Origin of the sequence: Alteribacter aurantiacus DSM 18675 (assembly GCF_000429705.1) — a bacterium.
GTDB lineage: Bacteria > Bacillota > Bacilli > Bacillales > Salisediminibacteriaceae > Alteribacter > Alteribacter aurantiacus.
This window is the reverse complement of sequence record NZ_AUCJ01000015.1, coordinates 1-4,825: the sequence shown is the minus strand read 5'-3', so window position 1 is coordinate 4,825 and position 4,825 is coordinate 1. Positions and strand designations below refer to the sequence as shown.

At 38.7% G+C, this 4,825-nt stretch carries 4 protein-coding genes and 3 rRNA genes; all 7 read right to left on the bottom strand.

Annotated elements, in window-relative coordinates; genetic code table 11:
* Positions 1-206: ribosomal RNA gene (locus tag G476_RS0103065) — 16S ribosomal RNA — on the bottom strand; the annotation flags it as partial.
* 769 nt (positions 207-975) lie between these two features.
* Positions 976-1,464, bottom strand: a complete 489-nt coding sequence (locus G476_RS0103060; RefSeq protein ID WP_026688789.1) for a DUF4825 domain-containing protein — start codon at positions 1,462-1,464, stop codon at positions 976-978.
* Between the two features lie 516 nt (positions 1,465-1,980).
* Positions 1,981-2,508: a hypothetical protein gene (locus G476_RS0103055; protein WP_026688788.1), complete on the bottom strand. Its 528-nt coding sequence runs from the start codon at positions 2,506-2,508 to the stop codon at positions 1,981-1,983.
* Between the two features lie 296 nt (positions 2,509-2,804).
* Entirely contained in the window at positions 2,805-3,245 is a 441-nt protein-coding gene (locus tag G476_RS0103050) for a hypothetical protein (RefSeq protein WP_026688787.1), read from the bottom strand.
* Between the two features lie 33 nt (positions 3,246-3,278).
* On the bottom strand, positions 3,279-4,028 hold the full coding sequence (locus G476_RS0103045) for a DUF695 domain-containing protein (RefSeq protein WP_026688786.1): 750 nt from the start codon (positions 4,026-4,028) through the stop codon (positions 3,279-3,281).
* A 366-nt stretch (positions 4,029-4,394) separates the two neighbouring features.
* Positions 4,395-4,511 (bottom strand): 5S ribosomal RNA (gene rrf / locus G476_RS0103035).
* 94 nt (positions 4,512-4,605) lie between these two features.
* Positions 4,606-4,825: ribosomal RNA gene (locus G476_RS0103030) — 23S ribosomal RNA — on the bottom strand; the annotation flags it as partial.

Below are 4,825 nucleotides of genomic sequence, written 5' to 3'. Positions count from 1 at the left end.
CAAGGGAACCATGCGGTTCCTTTGATTATTCGGTATTAGCCCCGGTTTCCCGGAGTTATCCCAATCTGTGAGGCAGGTTGCCCACGTGTTACTCACCCGTCCGCCGCTGACGTCAGGGGAGCAAGCTCCCCATCAGTCCGCTCGACTTGCATGTATTAGGCACGCCGCCAGCGTTCGTCCTGAGCCAGGATCAAACTCTCCATAGAAAGTTTGATGTCTCTGACATCATGTCTTGCTTTATTGACGGGATAATGTGTCATTATCCCACGTTTCGCTTGGCTTTTTGTTTAGTTTTCAAAGGTCACTAACTTTCGTGTTTTCCGTGTCTGCCGTGTGTCTTTCGCGGCGACAAGTAATAATATACCACGGTGATTTCAGTAGCGCAATAGTTTTTCGAAAAAAGTTTTATAATCTTTTTCTAGAAACGATAAACAAAGAGAGAGTTAGATGGAGAAACCCACTTATATCAGGCTTTTAACAGCGCTGTAGTAAAAAAAGAATCTCAAATTTTATTTAAAGGTTTTTTTAATATCTTATTAGATCTCTTCTCTTTGTCCAATTCACAACAGATTCTAGTATATCGATTTCACTCCGCAAACACAATGAACTTTTTAAAAGTATATAATGGCGGATTGGACCCCGGATATAATTTAATACCTACTTCCCTCCTTTTTTAGAGAGATGGCTGCCCGGGGGACTAATCATTATTTATCGCCAAAGAAGAAAATAGATCATTTAAACGTATATGTACTTTTACTCCCTACCAAAAAATGCCCTGATGATAGAAAAACCACCAAGACATTTTTTATAAACTCGCATATTAGAAAGTGCATTTCGCGATTACTACTTATATTATTAATCGCAAGTGCTAGTGGACTTTTCCATAGCTCAATTTAAACACTGCAACACCTTTAATAACCTATCTAAAAGAAAGAATTGGTTCATGGTCACCCAAAGATACTAGTGGCCAAGTCCTCAATCTAAGATCTGAAAGGTTTTATTTTCAAGAGTTTCTTGAATAAACGAACTAAGTTCTTGTTCGCTATTAAACTGTGTGATGTCTTTTTCAAAAAAACTTTGAGTGTCTTCTCTCGTGATGGTAAGTTCTTGATCTAAAAACTTAAATGAAACCCAATCAGCATTATGAACTAATGCGAGTATAAAACTGGCATTATACAAAGCCAATTCATTGTAATCTGTAGCTATACCCTCACTTTTTTCTGACTCAATGTAATTGAGTATAACTCCGTAAGGTTTATTTGTCGTTTCAAGCTCCAAACCATGTACCTGTTCCCCGTTTGGGTTCGGAAGTTCCCTAGTGATACTTCCAACAACTCCCGCATCACCAACATACGAATCTTTAAATTGAAAAAGATCTTCAGGTTCATTTTGTTCAATTGAATTACAACCACTTACTCCAATGATAATGATAAAACATGATAAGACCACAACCAATTTATTCACTCAGTTTCCTCCCTAACACTCTTACCTTTATCTAGACCGACCACAACATGACCTTTCTTTTTAGTGTCGTTTCATACTATTCATCCTCTATACTCGACACCTCTTCAAATTGGATACACAGTATCATTTACCTTATAGACGGTTCTTTTGTAAAATATATATATTCATTCAATTAGGCTGGTTTCGTATAGTTTGTTGCTTTTTTAATGTAATTCTTCATCGCTAGAATGCTGGTTGAAGCATACGGGCCCTTCGCTTTCCGTGGCGGTGCTAGCAAGCCTAAACACCCTGCTTCTTCCTCTACTAGTAACGCTTCGTAGTTTCTGCGTCGAAGCAACTCGATGCAAATTCATGAAGTAAATGCTCGTGGCTGCGCCCTGTGGGGTCTTGCATTGCCCCCACTGCCACAGGAGTCTTGTGCCCTTCTGCTTCAACTTTTTCTTGTATAAAAGCAACAATACTTCCGAAAACAGCGGTCAATTAAGATCTTTTTGCGCCCCAATTTAGTATCAACCTTTATTTTAAAGCTTCTTCGTCTATCTTCCACCTCGCTTGATACCCATCTTCCACATCACCAGCCAAGCTGAAGACTAAGTCCATTTCACCTTCTACTTGGTAAATAGCTAGACGAGTATCAATCGTGTCACCTGTTTTTAGTTCGCCTTCAAATACGCCGTCAAATGGAAAAAGATCTGTGTCCATCCTCCCAACGCCTGACTCACCTTCAACGCAAATCCCAAAAGATTCATAGTAAAAATCTCTATCTAATAACACTGAATCCTTAGACTGGTTTGTTAAACTGAGATCAATGAACGCAAGTTGAATACCATGTTCAACTTGCATTCCGTAGGCACTTTGTTTATCACCATAAACTACTTCTTTATCTAATGGCTTTACTATTAGCCCTTCTATTTCGGTTGCTTCTCCCCATGATAAATCTATTGTCTGAGCCACCGCCCCATCATTATTACGCTCTACACTTTGGCAACTGACAAGCAATAAAATACCAAACAAAATTAACAATCCCAATAGAGTTGCCTTCATTCTTTCCATCCCCCTTGTTCATTCACATGCCTTGTTTACCTTTCTTACGATTGACTTGTAAAAAAAGTTACATTTTTTTATCGACTTCTTTTTAATAAAAAATCATTACCCCTTTATAAACCCTATTAACTTAAACGGGAAAGAAGCCGCTGGCAGCTTGTATACGTTACATATGTAATTGGAATTACTATTAATATAAAGAAAGAGCTTGGGTATCCAAGCTCTTTCTTCGTGTTGATTGACCAATGCTATAATTGGTGACCTTGTAAACACACTCCCTTTTCCATCCATGTGAGTTAAGCAAATGTATTTAAAAGTCTATTAATAGCAAGAGTAGTATGATAAAAAGCAAGAGATACAATAATGCCAAAAGCCACCAATACGAATGACTCTCCATGGAGTCCATTGTTTAAGACATCTAGATATAAGAACACGTTCGTTAGCAACCCTCCCATAGCAAATAGAGTAAAAGAAGTGAGGTACCTTAACTTCTTGGAGTTTAAATCCAACTTTTTTACGATGCCCTCTATTAGTCTTGACAATATGAGACCTGAAATGAAAATAACAGGAGAGGCATAAATGAAAATGATAATAAACAATGAGTATTCTCCCATAAAAATAAACGAAACCACCAAGGAGACTGCAATACTTATTATTAAAGCAGACATTAATTTATCAATCACCATCGGATCGCCTCTTTCTATAGCTGCCATTAAGAGAAACAGAACTGAGAACATCCTCTCCCTCTCTCAAGTACTCGCTAAACGTTATTACTTTACTACAAAAGTTTCCCATCCATCATATTCGCCATTATAATCCTCCAATAGATCAATGAGGAAATCAGTTATCTCATTCATAGAATCTAAATCAACTTTATCATTCCGAGAAATAACAAGTGTGTATTTATCATTTTCATCCGTTCGCCTACTTTTTTCTTCAATAATAAATCCTTCTTTTTTTATCCTCCGCGTAAACTTATCCATAAGTCTTGAGTCTTCAAATAACAGCCAATGCTCTACTTTCCTCGCCACTTCCAATGGATCACCTGACTCCTCTAATGCTTCTACAACGTCCGCATTCCCCATATGTTGCAGTTGATATAGGTTAGGATATAGAGAGGTATAATAGATCTCCCAAGGCTCATCTTCATCTATACTATAAACATTGTATTTATAGTGTTCTGGATCTAAGTATCGTTTGGTAGCCTCAAACAACACTTGCTTATCCACCTTGTTGTAATAAAAAAATAAATCTCTTTCTCCACTACAAGTGATGCGACCCACAAATACATAATTACGATCACGTACAAATTCGTTAAAAGCGGTCTCAATCTCGTTTAGCGCTTCCGCCTCATCATCTGTGGCAAACCCATCTTCATTGGGACATTTAAGGCTAATATTTATCACAAAAGCATATTTAAATTCTTTCGGATCAACTTCCTCAGAAACTTCCATGTCTAACACAACTGACGCTGGTTCATTGTCCATAAGCCCAAAATAGTGACCCCAATGTTCTGACATTTCCTCTTCCTCCTATGTTAGCGTTATAACTTTCCACCTCATCATGATCCTAGTTATAGTTCACATTTTAATCCTCCTATAGGAGAAACAATGACTTTTGTTCAACCCCCTAATTTTTAGGCCCTTAAGTATTCCAAATAACTTATTCTGCTTCTGCCTAGAAAATCCTCTTTTGTCCAATTGAGTGGTATTTGTCTTTGTAAAGTTGGTGCTAACTTGACTAAAGGAGAATCTAACTCGACTAAAGTCGCAGCTAACTCGTTTAAAGGTAGAACTAACTCGACTAAAGCCACTACTAACTTGATTAAATCCCCCCAGTCCACACAAAAAAGCACCCACCAAAAGGTGAATGCTTTTTCTCATGTTGCCTAGCGACGTCCTACTCTCACAGGGGGAGAGCCCCCAACTACCATCGGCGCTGAAGAGCTTAACTTCCGTGTTCGGCATGGGAACGGGTGTGACCTCTTCGCTATCGCCACTAGACAAATATTTGTTTAAGAGATGTTCTCTCAAAACTAGATAACAGCTTCGACACTCTTCACAGAGTTTCGTTAGAAGACTAAACAAACATCAATTTTTGGATAAGCCCTCGATCGATTAGTATCTCTCAGCTCCACGCGTTGCCACGCTTCCACATGAGACCTATCAACCTCATCGTCTCTGAGGGATCTTACTTACTTAACGTAATGGGAAATCTCATCTTGAGGGGGGCTTCATGCTTAGATGCTTTCAGCACTTATCCCTTCCACACGTAGCTACCCAGCTATGCTCTTGGCAGAACAACTGGTACACCAGCG